This is a genomic window from Treponema sp. (assembly GCF_024696245.1).
GTDB lineage: Bacteria > Spirochaetota > Spirochaetia > Treponematales > Treponemataceae > Treponema_D.
Window position 1 is genome coordinate 1 of the sequence record NZ_JAILGZ010000130.1, and the last position, 16,728, is coordinate 16,728.

Below are 16,728 nucleotides of genomic sequence, written 5' to 3' on the forward strand. Positions count from 1 at the left end.
AATCTGTCCTAAAAGAAGCCTGGCTTTTTCTATAAGTTCATCATTTTTGGATAAATGAATTACTCTTGCAAGATACTGTCTGGCTGTCATACCCTGCTTGTTCTTAAAGTACTGTCGTCCGATATCGTATAAAAGAGTATCTGTTTCGTTGTTAATAAGGGCTTTTGTAAGGGCTGCAATGGATTTGTCAGTTTCACCAAGAGCATCATAACTTAAGCCCAGCAAGTGAGGAATGTCATCTGCATTAAAACCGTGACTTAAAGCTTCGTTAAGGTATTTTACAGTAAGGTCTGCATAAAAATTATAGGAAGAAGCCTTGTCCCTGTAATAGTAGGCTTTTCCCAGCATATAGCAGATCTGAGGATAAGAATCTTCGCTGCAGCCTAAAAGGGCAATCCTCAGATTAGTAACTGCATCGTTAAGATATTGCTGTGACTGAGAATATTCCGGTTCTGATTCTGCAAGCATAAAGGCACTGTAGCCGCGGAAAGTGCGTGCAGCATTGTTCATTGGATTTTCTTTTATAAGCTGGTCTGAAATTTTATAAACTTTCTGGTAACCTTCCGTAGTCTTCAGATTCCAGTTTTCGTAAAGTGCATTTTCTGAATAGGGATTGTGTAATCTTTTATAAATTATTCTGTATGAAATTATAGAAAGAGCAGACAAAGCCAGAAGAATAAGGGCAATAATTATTGAATATTTAACTGCCTTACTTTTTCTTCTTTGTATTCTGTCGGATTTATATCCGGATTTCATAAGCTGCATACCTTCTAAAAAAATAAGGATACGATAAGCCGGGTTCTGGTACATCTTGCGATGCATGGTCATCTATCCACGATTTCTGTTACCAGAAACCTCCAGCAATCTACCCGCAGTATAAGACCGGAATGTCAAACTGCTGCATGATCTTGCTCCAGATGAGGTTTGCTTAAGCCGGCTATGTTACCACAACCGCGGTAGGCTCTTACCCTGCCTTTTCACCCTTACCCTGCAAGCAGGGCGGTAATTTTCTGTAGCACTTTCTGTTAGTCAAGGGGCTATGCTGTAAACAGCAGCTTCCCTTTTCTACCCGGACGTTATCCGGCATCTTTTCCGGTGGAGCCCGGACTTTACCTCACAGAATATCTGTATCATCACAGACATTCTGCACGGCCATGTATCCTTAATAATTACTTATTCATCATAACCCATTGAAGAAGATGATGAATCCTGTGATTCTTCTTCATCTTCAATGATGTCTTCATCATCTTCGATAAGATCATCATCATCAAGGTCAGAAAGACTTCCTGCTTCATCCATTGAGTAGTATTCTGATTCGTCTGTAGTTTCTTCATAGGTAAGAATACGGCTACAGTATGGGCAGAAAAGAATCTTTTCGTTCTTTCTTACTTCGTTTGCAAACTGAGCAGGGAGAATCATGTGACATCCAGTACAAACGTTTCCTCTTACGGCAACAAGACCTTCGTTGTTACGTCTGATAATACGCTGGAATTTAATGATTGTTTCGCTGTCAAGATCCTTTGAAATATCAGCTTCTTTCTTTTCAAGGTCTTCAATCTGCTTTTTGTAAGATTCAGTTTCACTGTCAAGGCTTGATTTGTTTTCGTTTACTTCTGCTTCTGTTGACTTAATAAGATTAAGGTTGTCCTGAAGCAGGTCTTCAAGTTCTGCAATGATTTTTTCTTCTTTAACAATTTCCTTACGGATTTCTGCTTCATGTTCCTGAGCTTCAGAAATCTGTTTGTCAAGAAGTTCATACTCCCTGTGAGTGCTGATGTTATCCATGCCTTTTTCACCGGCCTCACGTTCTTTTTCTGCATCTGCAAGATCAGCTTTTAATGCTGTAAGCTTTTCTTTTTCTGCTTCAAATTCAGCATTCTTTTCAATATATTCTTTTTTAAACTGTTCAAGACTTTCAAGACTTCCTGATAAAGATTTTGGAAGTTCATCCATTTTAGCTTCGATACTGTATTTTGTAACAAGCACATCCTGTAAATCCTTGAGCTTGCTAAGTGTTTCTGTCATCTGCATGGTCGTAACCTCATTTACTTATTTATCGTAGGGTAAAATATATCTCATTTACCCTGTTGTGTCCATTAGTGAATTTTCACATCATGTATCAATATAGTCCCTGAGACCGGAAGCCCTTCTAGGGTGACGGAGACGTCTGAGGGCTTTTGCTTCAATCTGTCTGATACGTTCACGGGTAACATTAAAGCAAAGACCTACTTCTTCCAGTGTAAGTGAATATCCGTCATCAAGACCAAACCTCATCTTAAGTACTTCCTGTTCCCTTTCTGGAAGAGTATTAAGTACAGTATGAAGCTGTTCCTGAAGAAGTGTGTAGGCTGTCTGGTTTGCAGGATTTTCTACATCCTTGTCTTCGATGAAGTCTCCCAGTGATGAATCTTCCTCTTCTCCAATAGGTGTTTCGAGGGAGATTGGTTCCCTGGCTACATTTTTAACCTGCTTTACCCTGCTTACAGGCCATGAAAGCTGCTGTGCAATTTCTTCATCAGTAGGTTCACGTCCAAGTTTCTGTACAAGCTGACGGCTTTCCCTTACAACCTTGTTAATCTGTTCAATCATGTGAACAGGAACACGAATTGTGCGGGCCTGGTCCGAAATTGATCTTGTAATAGCCTGACGGATCCACCATGTAGCGTATGTAGAGAATTTATATCCTTTTCTGTATTCAAACTTTTCTACAGCCTTAATAAGACCAATATTACCTTCCTGGATAAGGTCAAAGAGCTGAAGTCCGCGGTTTGTATACTTTTTAGCAATGGAAACTACAAGACGAAGGTTTGCCTTAATAAGCTTGTTTTTATGATTTTCAAGCATTATGCGGCCACGTTCAATTTCCTTCTTCATGCCTATGATTTCGTCAATAGAGTTTTCAAAATCATATTCAAGTTCCCTGAGCTTGCGTTCAATTTTCTGGATTTCTGTATAGTCAGACCTGATTTCGTCTGCAGAAAGAGCAAGTTCCTTTTCAAGTTTTACACATTCAGAGTGAATGGCAAGACGGCGTCCAATGCTTCTTAAGGCTGCTGCATCAGGAATATGAAGCTTCTTCATTCTTCTTTCCTGAATAAGACGGTTTTCTTCAATTTTTACAGAAGCATCAATAAATTTTGCACTGAAGCGTTCAATTTCTTCTGTCTGAATGTCCAGCTTAAGGAGGTTTGGCATGATTTTTTCCCTAAGCTCAATAAGCTGAGGATCCTTAAAGATGTTAAGGGTCTGATCATTTTCACTAAGCTGCTTCTTTAATGCCATGTACTGCTTAATGTCCTGAACAGCCGGTTTAAGATGCTCGCTGTAGGCTGCCTTAAGACGATGTTTTTCTGCCATCTCTTCATTAAGTTCCTTGCGGGCTCTTCCAGGCTCATGCATATCGATTCTTGTAAAGGCCTTGTGGGCAATATTGTAGAATTCAGGAATCATCATTCCGGAATTCTTGATTACGTTTTTAATGATGTTCTGGCCCTCTTCCATCTTCTGTGAATGGAATACTTCCTGTTCTGCAGTAAGAAGGTTTTCCTTACCTATTTCCCTGAGGTAGAGTCTGATAGGGTCATCAATGCTGGCATCCTTGTCGTTGGAAATAAGACGGTGCCTGTCATCTGAAGAATCATCAAGTCCTCCTTCAGCACCTTCTTCGTCAACGTCATCGTTTTCTGCATCTTCTTCAAACTCATCTTCTTCGTCAGAAGTTTCTTCCATAACCTGAATATTGTTTGCCTGAAGAAGCTGAAGAACACCTTCCATTTCCTTGGAGTTTACAAAATCCTGTGTAAGGATATCTGTAATTTCATCCCAGGAAATAATCTGTTTGCTTGATGCGTATTCAAGGAGTTTCTGAACCCTTGGATCAAGGTTCTGAAGTTCAGAAGTTTCTTCGTCTGAATCATCGAGAATTTCTTCCGGAGCTTTTTCTTCCTGAACTTCAACCTTTACCTGTGGAGCCTTTTTTGCCTTTGCAGCAGGCTTTTTTGCAGGTTCAGCAGCCTTTTCTTTAGTTTCTGTTTTTTTAGCAGTTTTCTTTTCTGTAGTGTCAGTTTTTTTAGCGGTTCTGGCTTTTTTTTCTGCTGTTTTTTCGTTTTTTTCTGCCTTAACTTTTTTTGCAGACTTACCAGCTTCTTTTTTTGCCTTTGTTTTTTCAGATGTTTTTTTTACTGTAACAGCCATTATTAATCCCTTTTCTTAAGATCTTCCAACCGCGAAGATATTTCCATTCTTCTCGAAATAAGTTCCATAAGCTGAGCTTTATCTTCCGGCAACGGACTTCTTTCAAGTCTGCAGATCTGAACCTGAAGTTCATCATTCTGCCTTTTTAATACGTTGCGTTTGAGCATCTTTATACTGTCATTGACCTTAACTTCTTTATTAGCCGGATCTTCATGCATTGATTTAATAATCATTTCCTGCAACTGGCTCTGGTCACAATGATTTAATATGGTGCTCACTGAAAAGTTTTCGCTACGGGAACATTCCTCCAGAATTATGAAAATCTTCTTTGCCTGCGGGTCACTGATGTCGTCTACTGTAATTTCACTGCGCAGTTTTTTGTAATACTTTATGTCATCATCGATCACGCTCAGTACAGCCGCTGTTTCTGCTGTCATTCTGATTTTTTCTTCATTTACATTCTGATCTGATGGTAAAGATACTTTTTTCTTCTGCTCAATCTGATTACGGTTCAGATAATCGTTTTTAATTGCCTCCAGGCTGACTTCGTATGTCCGGCTGAACTGCTCAAGACATGCATTTTTCTGTATATCGCTTTGCAGGGCATCTATATAGGTAAAAAATTCCCTGGCTGCTTTGAGCTTTTCATCAGGTGAATTCTTACTATAGGTTGCCGTCAAAACAGACAACAAAAAATCATTGTCCAAAATAGCGGAGTTAACTTCATTTGTCAAGACGTCAGGGCCGTATTTGAGCATGATTTCTGCAGGGTCTTTTCCCCCGGTAAGTTTTATGACTTTTACCGTAAGATCCTGCTGTCTGCACATTAAAATGGCTCTTTTTGTTGCTGCCAGTCCTGCTCCGTCTGAGTCAAAGGAAAGGAGTACGCTTCCGTCCTTAACATAATTTTTTACCAGTCCTATCTGGTCTTCCGTCAGGGCTGTTCCAAGAGGGGCAACAGCATAGGTAAGGCCGCACTGGTGATAGGCAATACAGTCCATATAGCCTTCACAGAAAATTACCTTACGGTTTTCATGGATGGCCTGTTTTGCAAAGTTATAGGCATAAAGGGTACTTCCCTTCTTGTACTGAATTAAATCAGTTGAATTGAGGTATTTTGGTGACTTTGAAGGGTCTCCCCTTAAAAATCTTCCTCCCAGGGCAACTACTTCTCCGTTTTTGTTAAAGATAGGGAACATAAGTCTGTCGTTAAAGAAGGAAATATCCGGATACCTTTTGCTGAAAAGTCCTGAGTTTGCAAGAAATTCTTCACTGTAATTTTTGCCTTTAAGGAATTTTTTAAGCCAGGTTCTGTCTGCAGGACTGTAGCCCAGCTTGAATTTTTTGAGGGTTTCTTCCGTAAGTCCGCGGGAAGTAATATAGTCCCTGGCAAATTTGCCTGCATCAGTTTCCATAAGCATATAATGAAATGAACTGGCAATACGGGTGTAAAGTTCAGTATATTCAGCCTTAAGCTGAACTGCAGGATCTTTTTTATATTCTTCCCTTCCTGATGAGGAATATTCAACCTGTATTCCACATTTTTTAGCAAGAATTTCTACGGCTTCAGAAAAGGACACATTTTCCATTTCCTGTATGAACTTAAAGACAGTTCCCTTTGCATGGCAGCCAAAACAGTAATAGAATTTTTTATCTGCAGAAACACTGAAGGAAGGTGTTTTTTCGTGGTGAAAGGGACAGCAGCCCCACCAGTCATTACCTTTTTGAGTCAGCTGAACATATTCACCAATAACGCTTACGATGTCAGTCCTGTTTGAAACTTCATCTATGGATTCCTGTTTAATGAAGCCCGGCATTATCAGTCCTTTGAAGAATAATTAATTGTTTCAGCGGCTTTGTGCTGGTCAAAGTTGGAACTGAAGGTATGGGCTCCCCTTTCTGGGTCTGTAAGAACAAAATAGTAGTAATTTGTTTTTGCAGGGTTGCAGGCTGCATCCAGGGCAACAAGTCCCGGATTGGAAATAGGTCCCGGAGTAAGACCGGCCCATATGTAGGTGTTGTAAGGACTGTCTATTTTAAGGTCCTTATAGGTAATGCGTTCTGGATGAGGCCTGTTAAGGATTTCTGTGATTACGTATTCAACTGTGGCACAGGAATAAAGCCCGATATTATGCTTAAGTCTGTTTGTAAATACACTGGCAATAAGGGGAGCTTCATCCTTTATGCGGTATTCCCTTTCTACAATGGATGCCAGGGTAAGGATTTTGTAAAGTTCCTCAGGATTTTTATCTTCAAGACCTTCTACAGACTTTATTTTTGTAAAGAAATTTTCTACCAGCTTAGTGACTGCATCTTCGGCCTTCATTTTTGGAGTAAAGAAATATGTGTCCGGAAAAAGATAGCCTTCAAGACTTTCTCCGGGAATTGAATAGCGGGCTATAAGTTCTGGATTTCTGCAGGCTTCCTTAAAGTCTGCAGCAGGACATACTTCTTTTGATTCAAGAATTAAACCGATTTTTGATGCAGTAAGGCCTTCCGGAATTACAACAGAAATGTAAATCTGATTTCCAGACTGAAGGAGCATGTAGATTTCTTCAAGTTTCATTGAACTTGATACGGTATAGCTTCCGCTTTTAAGTTCAAAAGCCTTATCCCTGTTAAAGAGATTGAATCTTGCTGCCAGATAAAGGGCCCTTGAGGAACGGATAAGCTTTTTTTCTTCCAGGAGGGCTGCAGTTTCTTTTACGGTCATGCCTTCCGGAATGTCTATCTGCATGCTTATGGCATTTTCTTTTTTATCAGCCGGAGATATGGCTGATTTCCATATTGCAATGAGGATTACCAGACTGACAGCGGCAATTGCAACTACCCACAGTAAAGCAGCCAGAAGTATTCCGGCCAGGGAGCGGTGTTTTTTTTGAGATTCTCTGTTTTTCAAATTTCTATTACCTTTCCTTCCTGTGCAAGGTGAAGCTCAGGAATAAAATTCTGTTTGTAATTCTGATAGATTTTACCTGCACTCAGAATTGAATCAAGCTTTTTGTCATCATAAGTAGGATCATGATGAAACATGTAGAGACTTTTTATATTCCATAACTCTGCAAAGTCAATAGCGTAACTGAAACTTGAATGGCCCCAGTTTTCCTTCATTATGGCTTCAGGGTTTGTATACTGACAGTCAAATATTATAATATCTGCGTCCTTAAAAAAATAGTTCCGCTTTTCCTTAACGTCAAAATCAGAGTTTTTTAATTCAACATCAGTTGAATATATGATTTTTTTGCCGTCTTCCTTAAATGAAAAGGAATAGGAATCTCCAGGATGAGTCATTTTGTGAGCTTCAATCTTGATTCCGTTAATTTCATATTCCTTTCCTTCTTCAAGAAAATTAAAGTGAATATGATCCTTTATATTGTCCCATTTTGCATTTTCTGGAAAATAAGGGAGTGTATTCTGACCGGCCATAAAAGTTTCTGCATCCTTAAAACAGGAGTAGATTTCAAGTTTTACCTTGTGGTCGTAAATTTTATCAAAAAAAGGAAAGCCCTGAATGTGATCCCAGTGATAATGGGAAAGAAAAAGATGATAGGTGTTGTCTTTTGTTTCCGGCAGTTCCTTGCCTAAGAGTCTTATTCCGGTGCCACTGTCCATAATAAATTCAGTTCCGTCTTTTGCCCTGAATTCAACACAAGGAGTGTTCCCTCCTGTTGTTCCGAACAGCCAGTTTGGTAAATTTGAGAGGAATTTTGTTTTTGTATCTTCATTAGCTAAATCTTCGGGAGTCAGTCTTTCTATTACGGCTGCAATTTTGGCTTGTATCTGTTCGGGTGTAACAGGTGCAGGCAGCGAACCTCTGACTCCATAAAATTTAATATACAAGTATCCCTCCAAAAACATTAAAAATTATAATACAAGATATTTAAAAAAACTAGGGGCTCATCAACGAGGATTGCTGTAAAATTTTAAGATTATTTTTAATATCTTTAACAGAATGTTTTGACGGGATTTGATTGACTGTATTATGGATAAAAAAAAAGTGTCAGCAAGTAACTGACACTCATGGGGAGTGAAGGATTCGAACCTACGAAGGCGGAGCCAGCAGATTTACAGTCTGTCCCCTTTGACCACTCGGGAAACTCCCCGTTTCTCTTTTTAGGAGATAAGCCGCCAGTAGGATTCGGACCCACGACCCCGAGATTACAAATCACGTGCTCTACCAACTGAGCTATAGCGGCTTGTTTTTTTTTGTTTCTCACCGCTGTGCGGTAAGTGATTAAGATATTATAGGATTCAGTATTTTATGTCAATAACATTTCAAAAAAAAATGAAAAAATTTTTTAATTTTTTTTTAGCAGTCCTTTTTACCTTCAAGAAGGCTTTTGTATAAAGGCAGGTACATCTTTTCCGTAACGTTTTTCCATGAGTAAGTTTCCTTTACGTATTTAGATGCCCAGGCAACCATTGATGTAAAAATATTAAATCCGGGAATAGACCTTATTTTTATAAGTGAATAAAGCACTTCTGACAGCTTTTCTGCTGTGTTTGGAGAATAGAGAAAACCTGTTTCTTCATCAAGAATTTTTTTAAGGCCGCCTGTAGCATTAGCCACAGGAATGGTTCCGTAAAGCTGGGCTATAAAGTCTTCAAGACCACAGGGTTCAAAATAGCTGGGGTGCAAAGAAAAATCTGCTGCAACTACACTAAGCCTTGCCATTTCCCTTGTATAGCCCTTTAAATAAACAGCCTTTCCTGGAAAATCCCGGGCAATTTTTACGAATTCTTCTTCGAGCTCAGGACTGCCCTGTCCGGCAAAGATAAAGCGCAGGTCGAGTTTTTGTTCAAGAAGTCTTCTTGCAGCTCCTGCAGCTATGTCTATTCCCTTCTGGTGGGCAATTCTTCCATGATATGTGAGACATGGAATGTTGTCTTCTGCCTTATCAAGGAATCCGTATTGAATTATTCCCCTTTTAAGATTTTTGTCTGCTGAAAGCTTTGAGGCATATTCATTAAGAAAATAATTGCGGCACTGATATTTTCCGGCAAGATCATGTTTTTCCGGGGCAAAACTATATGGCAGCCTTGAGTGCTGTGGATTTTCCGGATTATAGCGTTCCGGGTCTATTCCGTTTATTATTCCTTCAATCCGGACATTTTTACGTTTAAAGGCTTCTGAAAGTCCGTCTGTATCTGTTTTGCCTTCCGTGATTTCCCTTGCATACCATGGTGAAACAGCTGTTACAAGGGAATAATCTGCTGCCAGAATAAAAGGTTCTATCCTGTTGCCTGAAGAAAGGCCTTTTAATAAAGTTTTTTCCGGAAGAGCTGTATAAAAAAGGGCTTCCTTAAGGGTTGAATATTCATGGTGATAACCGGGACCTGCATTGTGGATTGTTACTATGGAGCGGGCTTTTTTATAGTATTCCTTTAATTCAGAGGAATCCTTCATTGCCTGAGCTATAAAAACCGGAACAAGGGCTGCAGTTGCATCATGACAGTGGATTATGTCCGGTTTATCAAGGTTAAGTTCTTTAGCGGCAGAAACAAGTCCCTTTTGAAAAATTGAATTAAGAAGAAGGGTGTCTTTGTGTCCCTGCCCCTTTTTAAAAGAAGGATTCTCTTTTTCCTCTTCAAGTGTATAGGTGTATACCCCTTTTTTTTCTGTAAAAGCAGGATGATGAATAAAAATAATATCTACCCCGTTTAACCTACCCCGGGAAAAACTTATTTTTTCTTCGTTTCCTGCAGTTTTTACTGATATTTTAAGGGAAAGTCTGGTGTATGAGCTGAGTAAGGAAGTGTCCGTACAGCCGTAATAAGGTATAAATGCAGTTACATTGCATCCGGAATCTGCAAGGGTTTCCGACAGTGAGCATACTACATTTTTAACACCGCCCGCTTCTGCAATTCCTGCGTATTCACGGGCAATCATAAAAACATTCATGATTTAAAATCCGGTCTTAAAGCCTGTGCTCCATTTACATAAACCGGGGTAATCTTACTTCCTTCCGGCAGGTAAAGTGTAACCATAACCCTGATTACCTTTGGAAGCATGCCTTTTATTTCTGCTTCCTGGGAAGTAAAAAGAGGTACAGTTGATGTATCTATTCCTGTGTCTGTTTTTCTAAGGGCAGTTGCGGCATTAAGGGCGTCTAAATCCTTAGTCATGGTAAAGTGAATGTTTACAAGGTCCTGGCTTTCTACTTTATTGAGTTCAAATAATCTGGAACACATTTCCTTTACCCCTTCCATAATGGACTGGGCTGTATTTTCTGCGCAGGTTGCTCCCCTTATGCTGTAAAGCCTTTTATTCATTTTTATATCTCCGTATTTTTATTTTAATTCACCAAGAACTTTCATTATCTGTGATATATCAGAAGTTTTTGAAATATCTTTTAATGAAGGATATTTTTCCATAAGGATTACAAAGTTTTCAAGTCTTTCAAGGACCCTTTTGTCTTCAAATACGTTGTGTGCATAGCTTTCTGCCTTGCTTTTAAGGACACTGTCGATTTCTGTGGTAAACTTAAAATAGCTGTCCCTGAGCCTGTTATAGAGGCCTGTATCAGGCATTTTGCAGGAAAGAAGGTTTACTGAATCAAGTGTTACGTATTTAAAATCTTCTGAATCAAGGGATATAAGGCCTGTAAGTTTTTCTTCTGTGTAAATACTAAGGTTAAAGTCTGAATCAGTGTTTTCGTTTATTATTTTATCTGTAAGCCTGTCAGCAAGGGCCTGGGCCTTTACCTTAAGGTATGAATCCAGGGAATCCTGATCAGTGATGATATTTTTTTTGTAGAGTTCAAGAATCTGTTCTTCTTCTGCCCTTATTGAAATTCTGTATTCAAAGGAATAGGAAAAGTCCGGATTATCAGGTACCTGCTTGCTGTAAAGGTCTGACTGTGGAAGACTGCCCTCTGTTTTGCAGGTAAGGCTTTCTCCTGCTGTGTAAAAGTCTGTAAGCTTTACGTTCATGGGAATAAGGTGTTCCCATCTCCAGTTAAACGAACCGTTTTTTATGATTTTATCGTAAATGCCGGATGTTCTGGATGTCATAACTGAACAGCTTTCAGGTTCAATAAAAAGCTGCATCCATCCGCAGGCAAATATTCCACCGGCAATGATTAAAAACAGGAATAATTTAAATAATCTTCTCTTTGACTTCATGTAAAAATGATACTATATTTTGTAAAGATTTCCAATATTAGAAAGGTTTATGAGTCACAGGTTCAATTCACTTAAGAAAAACATTCATTCATCAATTCTCTTCAGAATAACTTGCCGCTTTGTGCTCTACCTTTTTCTCCAGGCCGGTGTATTTTTTATGCTTTATGTGAGCGGAAATTTCCAGGGCTTTATGGACCGTACCCAGAATTTTCTTCTGGTACTCTGTTTTTTTACCCTGGCAGCCCTTTTTCTTTTTTCTGCTTCTGGCTGCATTCAGTGTATTGTTCTTCGCATCCTGCATAAAAGGAGAAAGTACTGGTTTTATTTTATTCTTTTTCTTCTCCTGGCTTTGATTTCTATTGGACTTATCTTTTTTATCAGTGCCCTTTCCTTTATATCCGGGGGACTGCACTAAAATGAGGGGTGTTTAATATGTTTGGAAGAAAAATAAAGGTTCCGGAAAAACTACACCGCGTATGGGAAATATTTAATTCCCACGGTCACAGCGTTTATCTTGTAGGTGGCGCCGTAAGGGATGAACTTTTAGGTAAAAAAAGCCATGACTGGGACCTGGCAACTGATGCTGCTCCTGAGCAGGTTATGTCTATCTTTAAGAGGGTAATTCCTACTGGTATTGCTCACGGGACTGTTACCATACATATTATGGGCCTTGAACTTGAGACTACAACATTCCGTACGGATTCTACCTATACTGACGGAAGACATCCGGACAGCGTTCAATATACGTCTGATATAAATGAAGACCTGTCCCGCAGGGATTTTACCATGAATGCCATAGCCTGCAGCCTTGAAGACGGTTCTTTAATTGATCCCTTTGGCGGCGAAGAAGATATTAAAAAAGGTATTATCAGGACTGTTGGTAATCCTCTTGAAAGGTTTGATGAAGATGGTTTAAGGCCTGTAAGGGCTGTTCGTTTTGCGGGGCAGCTTGGTTTTAAAATTGAAGAAAATACCCTTAGGGCTTTATCAGATAAAAAGGTGCTGGAAAGGACAGCAGGTATTTCCGTGGAAAGGTTCAGGGATGAATTCATGAAGATTATGTCCTGTCCCCAGCCTTCTTTAAGTTTAAAGCTTCTTGAAGATACAGGTATCATGAATCTTTTTATTCCTGAGTTTAAGGTATGCAGGGGCTGCATTCAGAATGACGGACGGGGTTTTCATGAATTTGATGTTGCTGACCATATTCTTTATTCCTGTGACGGTATTCCTGCTGAATATCCTTTAGTAAGGCTGGCTGCTTTTTATCACGATATTGGTAAGCCTGAATGCAGGACTGTAGAAGAAAAAGATGGTGCAAGGCTCTTTCACTTTCATCATCATGAAGCTGTATCTGAGAAAAAAGCTCAGGCAAGTATGACTCACTTAAAGTTTTCCAATGAAGAAATCAAGCATGTTTGTCATCTTGTAAAGGAACATATGTTCTTTTATGAAAGCAGCTGGTCTGATGCGGCAGTAAGGCGTTTTATTATCCGTATTGGACTGGAAAACCTGGATGAGCTTTTTATGTTAAGGCTGGGTGATGTTTATGGAATGCACAGAGTTCCCATGGCTGAATCCTCTCCTTCCTGGAAAGGCCTTTTGGAACTTAAGGACAGAATTAAGAGTATTACTGAAAAAAATAATGCCTTAAGCCTTAAGGATCTTGCTGTAAGCGGTAAAGACCTTATTGAAAAAGGTATACCTGCCGGTAAAGTAATGGGAATGATTCTTAAGGAGCTTCTTGAGTGTGTAATAGAATCTCCTGATATGAATGACAGGGATAAACTTTTAAATACAGCCCTTAATATTTACAGGGTAAAATTCAGTTAAATAATAATTCAAAAGTCAAAAAAGTGCTTACATTGTAACAAAATTTAAAAAATGATAGTGTGTAGGATAAATAATTGACTGACTAAAAGGGGAATAAAATGGCAGATAATGAAATCGAATATGAATCTAAAGGAACTTATGAAGCTGCACTTGAAAAAAGCCGCCAGATAGAAGAAGACATAAAGGTTAATCCTGGTAAATATCGTGTACTTACAGGTGACAGACCAACAGGACGCCTTCACATTGGTCACTACTTTGGTTCACTTCAGAATCGTGTTCGTCTTTCTAAAATGGGCGTTCCTACAATGGTTCTTATAGCAGATTATCAGGTTCTTACCGATCATGATGCTTTTGACCAGATAAGCCAGAATACTAAACAGCTTGTAATTGATTACCTTGCTGCCGGAATTGAACCTGGTGAAAATACAATCATTTACCCTCACAGCTATGTGCCTGAATGTAACCAGCTTATGCTCCCATTTCTTACACTTGTATCAAATTCAGAACTTTCAAGAAACCCTACTGTAAAGGATGAAATTACAAAATCAGACCTTGCTGTAGTTAATGCAGGTATGTACACATATCCTATTCATCAGGCCTGCGATATTCTTTTCTGTAAGGGAAATGTTGTTCCTGTAGGAAAAGATCAGCTTCCTCATCTTGAACTTACCCGTACAATTGCCCGCCGCTTTAACAAAAAATTCTGCAAAAAGACACCTCCTGTATTCCCAATGCCATATGCCCTTCTTTCAAAGACACCAAGCATTAAGGGACTGGATGGAAATGCTAAAATGAGTAAGAGTCTGGGTAATGCAGTTTATCTTTCAAGTACTGCTGACGAAACAGCCGCCCTTATAAAAAAAGCTAAGACTGACGGAGAAAGGGTTATTACTTATGATCCAGTAAATCGTCCGGAAGTTGCAAACCTTCTTATGCTTATTTCTCTTTGTAACGGACAGACTCCAGAAGCAATTGCAGCATCTATTGGTGACGGTGGTAGCGGTAAACTTAAGGCTGTGCTTACAGAAGCGCTTAATGAACAGCTCCGTCCTCTCCGCGAAAAACGTGCCCAGCTTGAAAAAGAACCTGAATACATCAGAAAAGTTCTTACAGAAGGTGCTGAACGTGCCAGGGAAATTGCAGTTAAAACCCTTGATGAAGTAAGGGCTGCAATGAACATGGTAATATAAGTTTTATAAAATAGGTTCAGGAAGCAAAAAAAATGAGAGCTACAAGAGCACTTATTCATCTTGATAATTTACGTAGTAATATACTTCAGATTAAATCCTGCACTTCGCCTTCGGTTAAGATGTGTATTGCCGTTAAAGCAGATGCTTACGGTCATGGTGCACTTGAATGTGCAAAAGTCGCTGCAGAGTGCGGGGCTGATTATCTTGCAATTGCAACTGTGGATGAAGGCCGTCAGTTAAGGGAGGGAGGAATTAAGCTTCCTCTTTTGATGCTCAGTCTTTGTTCACCGGAAGAAGTAAAAGATGCAGTAAGTCTTGATATTACACCTTTGCTTTTTGATATTGAATATGCATCTCTTTTTTCTCAGGAATGCATTAATGCCGGTAAAAAAAATTATCCTGTTCATCTGGCAGTAGATACTGGTATGGGAAGAATCGGCTGTCTTCCAGAAGAGGCAGGTATTCTTGCAAAAGACATTTCCTGTCTTGGGGGAATTGTTATTGCCGGTATGTGTACTCATTTTGCTGTAAGTGATTCCCTTAAAAAAGAAGACGAACTTTATACAAAAAAACAGTTTGAACTTTTTAAAAAGGCTATAGAAAACGTAAAGGCCCAGGGAATAAATCCAGGTATCTGTCACTGCTGTAATAGTGCTGCTACCCTTAATAATCCAGAGATGCATATGGATATGGTAAGGCCCGGCATTATTGTTTACGGCTATTATGCAGATGAAGTTTCCAGGGAATTTCTTGAAGCTAAGGGAATTAAAATAGACCTGCAGCCTGTTATGACTTTTGAAACAGAAATATGTTCAATCAGAAACTTTGAAAAAGGAAAGTCTGTGGGCTACGGCTGTACATGGAAAGCAGAAAAAGATACCTGTATCGGAATACTTCCTGTTGGTTATGACGACGGTATGTTCAGAAGATTTTCTTCTGCAGGAATAAAAGTTGCCGTTAATGGTCATAACTGCCCTGTAAGGGGAAGAATATGCATGGATCAGTGCATGATAGAACTGGAAGATGATAAAACCCGACGATGGGATAAAGCTGTAATTTTTGGAGATAAAAGATTTGGAGCCCTGCAGACAGCTGATGATCTTGCAAGGCTTACTTCTACAATATCTTATGAAATTACCTGCGGAGTTTCTAAAAGAGTTCCAAGAGTTTTTTTAACTTCGCTTACCAGATAGAAACTACCTGTAACAAGCAGCACTGCATTTTGCTCTGCTGCTTGTTTTATTGCCTGAATAATGGCTTCATTGTAATTTTCGTTAAAACTAAAGTTGATTTCTGCCTTTTCAAAGGCCTGACACATGCGGTTAAGGTCACTTTTTTTTACGTTACCCGGCCGGGTAAGAGTTACATCCTGAAATTCTTCCTGAAAATAAAGACTTATGTCTTCAACATCTTTATCAGCTGCACATCCAAAAAGAAGGTGTTTTTTTGAATTACCTAAAACCCAGCGACAGGTTTCCATAGTAAATTTTATAGAGTTTACTGTATGGGCTCCATCAAGGATTATTGTGCTGTTTTTTGATAAAGGATTTTTAGTTACTTCAAATCTTCCTGGTAAAAAGGCTTTGGAAAGACCTTCTGCTGCATCATCAGAGCTGATGTTCTTTTCTAGTAATTTTACTGCTATGGAAGCAAGAAGGGCATTTTCTGCCTGATATTGTCCCGGCATCTTTAAGTTGCAGTGGATTGTATCATTATACAGACTGCAGTTTATATTTGTATTCATAAGAATTTTATCATCTTTTTTTTCATAACCTGCAACTTCAAAGGATCCTGTTTTAGAAGAAATGTATACAGGTGCATTTTCACTTTCTGCCTTTAAACGGAATACATCAAGTACTTTTTTCTGCTGGTCAAGAATAACTGCAGGAGTTTTTTCTTTAATGATTCCGGCTTTTTCATAGGCAATTTTTTCAAGAGTATCACCTAAGAATTCTGTGTGTTCCAGTTCTATCCTTGTAAGAACTGTTACGGAACTTTTAATAATGTTTGTAGAATCCAGCCTTCCTCCAAGACCTGTTTCTATAACAACATGAGTACAGGCCGCGTTTTTAAAACACAAAAATGCGTAGGCTGTGACAATTTCAAACCATGTAGGTCTTCTTCCTCCAGGAAGTTCTTCTTCTTTAATTGAATTAATGCATTCCATGATTTGGGAAGCAGACTGAATGTAAATACGGTCTTCAAAAAATCCATTGCTTGCAGAAATTCTTTCCCTAAAATCAACTATATGAGGTGATGTGTATATACCTGTTTTAAAACCTGATTGAGTAAGAATTGAAGCTGCCATTATTGCAACAGATCCCTTGCCTTTTGAACCTGCTATATGAATTGTTTTAAATGTATCCTGGGGATTTCCAAGACGCTGACA

At 39.1% G+C, this 16,728-nt stretch carries 14 protein-coding genes, 2 tRNA genes and 1 other RNA gene; 4 read left to right on the plus strand and 13 right to left on the minus strand.

The genetic code is table 11. The features are described from left to right. The 12 genes from K6D58_RS09275 to K6D58_RS09330 all read right to left on the minus strand — a co-directional run. Window positions 1-756: tetratricopeptide repeat protein (locus K6D58_RS09275; RefSeq protein WP_296830019.1), on the minus strand; the 756-nt coding region annotated here is incomplete at its 3' end. An 18-nt stretch (window positions 757-774) separates the two neighbouring features. Next, an RNA gene (gene rnpB, locus K6D58_RS09280) (RNase P RNA component class A) lies at window positions 775-1,166 on the minus strand. 7 nt (window positions 1,167-1,173) lie between these two features. Beyond that, window positions 1,174-2,031 carry a zinc ribbon domain-containing protein gene (locus K6D58_RS09285; RefSeq protein WP_296830020.1) on the minus strand — a complete coding sequence of 286 codons (858 nt, stop codon included), beginning with the start codon at window positions 2,029-2,031 and terminating at the stop codon, window positions 1,174-1,176. 81 nt (window positions 2,032-2,112) lie between these two features. Beyond that, on the minus strand, window positions 2,113-4,194 hold the full coding sequence (rpoD, locus tag K6D58_RS09290) for an RNA polymerase sigma factor RpoD (RefSeq protein ID WP_296830021.1): 2,082 nt from the start codon (window positions 4,192-4,194) through the stop codon (window positions 2,113-2,115). Between the two features lie 2 nt (window positions 4,195-4,196). Next, window positions 4,197-6,011 (minus strand): DNA primase, encoded by a 1,815-nt coding sequence (dnaG, locus tag K6D58_RS09295; RefSeq protein ID WP_296830023.1) that lies wholly within the window; start codon window positions 6,009-6,011, stop codon window positions 4,197-4,199. 2 nt (window positions 6,012-6,013) lie between these two features. Then, complete coding sequence (gene mltG / locus K6D58_RS09300; RefSeq protein ID WP_296830025.1) at window positions 6,014-7,093, minus strand: endolytic transglycosylase MltG; 1,080 nt, start codon at window positions 7,091-7,093, stop codon at window positions 6,014-6,016. Then, complete coding sequence (locus K6D58_RS09305) at window positions 7,090-8,034, minus strand: MBL fold metallo-hydrolase (protein WP_296830027.1); 945 nt, start codon at window positions 8,032-8,034, stop codon at window positions 7,090-7,092. The genes mltG and K6D58_RS09305 overlap by 4 nt, the downstream gene beginning before the upstream one ends. A 181-nt stretch (window positions 8,035-8,215) precedes the next feature. Then, window positions 8,216-8,297: transfer RNA gene (locus K6D58_RS09310), tRNA-Tyr, on the minus strand. Between the two features lie 20 nt (window positions 8,298-8,317). Continuing rightward, window positions 8,318-8,390, minus strand: a tRNA-Thr gene (locus K6D58_RS09315). A 113-nt stretch (window positions 8,391-8,503) separates the two neighbouring features. After that, a complete protein-coding gene (locus tag K6D58_RS09320) occupies window positions 8,504-10,096 on the minus strand; it encodes a glycogen synthase (protein ID WP_296830029.1) in 1,593 nt (530 codons plus the stop codon). After that, window positions 10,093-10,467, minus strand: coding sequence for a chorismate mutase (aroH, locus tag K6D58_RS09325; RefSeq protein WP_296830031.1), 375 nt, complete (start codon window positions 10,465-10,467; stop codon window positions 10,093-10,095). The genes K6D58_RS09320 and aroH overlap by 4 nt, the downstream gene beginning before the upstream one ends. A gap of 18 nt (window positions 10,468-10,485) precedes the next feature. Continuing rightward, window positions 10,486-11,319: a hypothetical protein gene (locus K6D58_RS09330; RefSeq protein ID WP_296830032.1), complete on the minus strand. Its 834-nt coding sequence runs from the start codon at window positions 11,317-11,319 to the stop codon at window positions 10,486-10,488. Between the two features lie 49 nt (window positions 11,320-11,368). On the opposite strand from K6D58_RS09330, the gene K6D58_RS09335 reads away from it, so the two are divergent. From K6D58_RS09335 to alr, 4 genes are all read left to right on the plus strand, one after another. Continuing rightward, the gene (locus K6D58_RS09335) at window positions 11,369-11,734 is read left to right on the plus strand and encodes a hypothetical protein (protein ID WP_296830034.1); all 366 of its coding nucleotides are present in this window, start codon (window positions 11,369-11,371) and stop codon (window positions 11,732-11,734) included. 17 nt (window positions 11,735-11,751) lie between these two features. After that, window positions 11,752-13,149, plus strand: coding sequence for a CCA tRNA nucleotidyltransferase (locus K6D58_RS09340; protein WP_296830036.1), 1,398 nt, complete (start codon window positions 11,752-11,754; stop codon window positions 13,147-13,149). Between the two features lie 98 nt (window positions 13,150-13,247). Continuing rightward, window positions 13,248-14,339: a tryptophan--tRNA ligase gene (trpS, locus tag K6D58_RS09345; protein ID WP_296830038.1), complete on the plus strand. Its 1,092-nt coding sequence runs from the start codon at window positions 13,248-13,250 to the stop codon at window positions 14,337-14,339. 32 nt (window positions 14,340-14,371) lie between these two features. Continuing rightward, window positions 14,372-15,532, plus strand: a complete 1,161-nt coding sequence (gene alr / locus K6D58_RS09350) for an alanine racemase (protein WP_296830040.1) — start codon at window positions 14,372-14,374, stop codon at window positions 15,530-15,532. Here the strand turns inward: alr and K6D58_RS09355 are convergent. Continuing rightward, window positions 15,466-16,728 (minus strand): bifunctional folylpolyglutamate synthase/dihydrofolate synthase (locus K6D58_RS09355; RefSeq protein WP_296830042.1); only part of this gene is annotated, 1,263 nt, incomplete at its 5' end. The genes alr and K6D58_RS09355 overlap by 67 nt on opposite strands.